This is a genomic window from Actinomadura bangladeshensis, assembly GCF_004348335.1.
Lineage (GTDB): Bacteria > Actinomycetota > Actinomycetes > Streptosporangiales > Streptosporangiaceae > Spirillospora > Spirillospora bangladeshensis.
Map to the genome: position 1 here is coordinate 1 of NZ_SMJW01000450.1, position 3,365 is coordinate 3,365.

Below are 3,365 nucleotides of genomic sequence, written 5' to 3' on the forward strand. Positions count from 1 at the left end.
CACCCGGACCGCGCCGCGATGGCGAAGGAGCTGCCGAACCGCGCGACGACCGTCTACCACCCGGTCGGCACCTGCCGGATGGGCGCGGACGAGCGCGCGGTCGTCGACCCGGCGCTGCGGGTGCGCGGCATCGAGGGCCTGCGGGTCGCGGACGCCTCGATCATGCCGAGCATCATCGGCGGCAACACCAACGCGCCGAGCATGATGATCGGCGAGCACGCCGCGACCCTGATCCTCGACACCTGACCGCCCCAACTCCGTTGACCTGCGGCGTGTTGTTGTTATGAGCGGCCGTATAACAACAACACGCCGCAGGTCAACGTGTCAGGTGCTGGGGAAGCGGGTGGCCCAGCGGCGCTGCCAGGGCGTTTCGACGGCGCGCGGGTGGTGGTGCTGGCGCGCCCAGGCGACGGCGCCGGACGGGTCCACCCCGGACAGGACGGCTAGGCACGCGATGACGGTGCCGGTGCGTCCGACGCCGCCGCCGCACGCGACCTCCACCGCCTCGCCCGCGCGGGCCCGCTCGTGCAGGGCGCGGATCTGCCGGACGGCCTCGTCCGAGTCGCGCGGCAGCCGGAAATCGGGCCAGTCGAGCCAGGCCGCGTCCCAGCGCAGGCCGGGTTCGTGGCGGCGCCGCAGTTTCGCGGAGCCGAGGTAGAGACCGAAGACGGGCTCGGGCCCATCGGGCACCGGCTTGCGAAGGCCGCGCCCCCGGATCCAGGCACCGTCCGGCAGCCGGATCGCCCCGGTGAGCGATGCGGTCATCGGACCTCCTCCCGGCGGCGCGCGCGGTGGTTGGCGACGTTCATCCGGTTGCCGCACCGCTCCGGCATGCAGTAGCGGCGGCGGCCGGCGCGGCTGGCGTCGGCGAACACGCCGCCGCAGCCCGGCGCGGCGCACGCGCGGAAGCGTTCGTGGCCGAGCGCCCGGACGAGCCCGAGCAGCGCGACACCGACGACGGCGGCCACTTCGCCGACGAGCGAGGCGTCCCGGGCCGTGGGCACGTACCACTGCCACCGCCCGGACGGGTCGCGGCGCAGCACGGGCGAGAGCCCGGTATGCCCGGCCATCAGCGCCGCGCCCTCCACGGCCCGCTCTTCGGTATCGGCCTCCATGACGGCGCGCACTTCACGCCTGAGGAGGCGCACCTGTTCGACGTCCGCGGCCGTCGGCGTCCGGAGGTCGTACGCCGCGAGAAGGCCGGCCAGGTCGGCGGGCCCGGAGAGCGCCTCGGCCCCCCGCACCTCCGGCGATGTGCCGACCAGCCCGTTGGCGACCTCGGCGCCCGCCGCGTAGTCGGCGATGGGAATGAGCAAGGCAGGCACCCTCCGCGAAGCCATGTAAGGTTTCCAGAGGGACTATAACCATTACTCCGTCGTCACGTCGAACTGGAGCCCGCCGTTCACCGCCGACACCTCGACATGCCGCCCGTGCTCCAGGTCGCCGGACAGCAGCAGGTCGGCCAGCTGGTCGTCCACCTCGCGCTGGATCGTGCGGCGCAGCGGCCGGGCGCCGAACTCCGGCTGGTAGCCGCGCTCGGCGAGCCAGTCGACGGCCTCGGTCGTGAAGTCGACGCCGACGTCCTGGGCGCGGAGGCGGCGGCGCGTCTCGTCCAGCAGCAGGTCGGTGATCTGCCGGAGCTGCCGCGCCTCCAGCCGCCGGAACACGATGATCTCGTCGATCCGGTTGAGGAACTCGGGCCGGAACGACTCGCGCAGCCGCCGCATGATCCGGTCGCTCAGCCCGCTCCCCTCGCCGCCGCGCCCGCCGAACCCGATCTCCGTCGTCCCGGTGATCAGCTCCGAGCCGAGGTTGGACGTCATGATCACCACGGTGTTGCGGAAGTCGACGGTGCGGCCCTGCGCGTCGGTCAGCCGGCCGTCGTCGAGGAGCTGGAGCAGGACGTTGAACACGTCCTGGTGCGCCTTCTCGATCTCGTCCAGCAGGATCACCGAGTAGGGCTGCCGCCGGACGGCGTCCGTCAGCTGCCCCGCCTCCTCATACCCGACATATCCGGGCGGGGCGCCCATCAGCCGGCTGACGGTGTGCCGCTCCTGGAACTCGCTCATGTCGAACCGGATCATCCGGTCCTGGCTGCCGAACAGCGCCTCCGCCAGGGCCTTCGCCAGCTCGGTCTTGCCGACGCCGGTCGGCCCGAGGAACAGAAACCCGCCGATCGGCCGGCCCGGGTCGCCCATGCCCGCCCGGGACCGCCGGACGGCCCGCGCCACCGCCGCCACCGCGTCCTCCTGCCCGACGACGCGCTGGTGCAGGTGCTCCTCGAGCCGCGTCAGCCGCTCCCGCTCCATCTCCGTGAGCTGCGTGACCGGCACACCGGAGATGCGCGACACGACCTCGGCGATGTCCTCCGTCGTCACCTCGGGGACGGTCACGGGGGCGTCGTCGTCGCGCGCCGTCTCCAGGTCCTTCTGCAGCCGGACGATCTCGTCCCGCAGCTCCGACGCCTTCTCGTAGTCCTCGTCCGCGACGGCCTGGTCCTTCTCCCGGCGCCGCCGGTCGAGCCGCTGCTCCAGCTCGCGGCGGCTGCCGTCCCGCGTCCCCGACCGGAGCCGCACCCGGGCCCCCGCCTGGTCGATCAGGTCGATGGCCTTGTCCGGGAGGAACCGGTCGGTGAGGTACCGGCTGGAGAGATCGACGGCCGCCACGAGCGCCTCATCGGTGAACCGGACGGAATGGTGCGCCTCATACCGGTCCCTCAACCCGCGCAGGATCTCGATGCTGTCATCGGGACTCGGCTCCGACACCAGGATCGGCTGGAACCGGCGCTCCAGCGCCGCGTCCTTCTCGATGTTGCGCCGGTACTCGTCAATGGTCGTCGCGCCGACCACGTGCAGCTCACCCCGCGCCAGCGGCGGCTTCAGCATGTTCCCGGCGGACACCGCGCCCTCGGCGCTCCCCGCGCCCACGATCGTGTGGATCTCATCGATGAACACGACCAGCTCGTCGCCGTGCTCGCGGATCTCGTCCACGACCTTCTTCAGCCGCTCCTCGAAATCACCCCGGTACCGGGTGCCCGCCACCAGACCGCTCAGATCCAGCTGGACGATCCGCTTCCCCCGCAGCGTCTCCGGCACGTCATCGTCGACGATCCGCTGCGCGAGCCCCTCGGCGATCGCCGTCTTCCCGACGCCCGGGTCGCCGATCAGCACCGGATTGTTCTTGGTGCGCCGCGACAGCACCTCGACGGTCTCCTCGATCTCCTGCTGCCGCCCGATCACCGGGTCGATCCGCCCCTCCCGCGCCAGCGCGGTCAGGTCGCGGCCGAACTCGTCCAGCGTCGGCGTCTCGGACGGCTGCCCGCCGCCCCCGCCGCCGGGCGGCGGGGGCGGCGGGCAGCCGTCCGA

4 protein-coding genes are annotated in these 3,365 nt (G+C 72.7%); 1 reads left to right on the top strand and 3 read right to left on the bottom strand.

The genetic code is table 11. From position 1 onward, the window contains the following. A partial coding sequence (locus E1284_RS39635) for a GMC oxidoreductase (protein ID WP_243715030.1) occupies positions 1 to 246 on the top strand: 246 nt, incomplete at its 5' end. A gap of 78 nt (positions 247 to 324) precedes the next feature. Here E1284_RS39635 and E1284_RS39640 read toward each other — a convergent pair. The 3 genes from E1284_RS39640 to E1284_RS39650 all read right to left on the bottom strand — a co-directional run. Further along, a complete protein-coding gene (locus E1284_RS39640; RefSeq protein WP_131945272.1) occupies positions 325 to 765 on the bottom strand; it encodes a phosphatase domain-containing protein in 441 nt (146 codons plus the stop codon). Further along, a complete protein-coding gene (locus E1284_RS39645) occupies positions 762 to 1,316 on the bottom strand; it encodes a CGNR zinc finger domain-containing protein (RefSeq protein ID WP_131945273.1) in 555 nt (184 codons plus the stop codon). The genes E1284_RS39640 and E1284_RS39645 overlap by 4 nt, the downstream gene beginning before the upstream one ends. Positions 1,317 to 1,367: 51 nt before the next feature. Then, positions 1,368 to 3,365: ATP-dependent Clp protease ATP-binding subunit (locus tag E1284_RS39650; RefSeq protein ID WP_131945274.1), on the bottom strand; the 1,998-nt coding region annotated here is incomplete at its 5' end.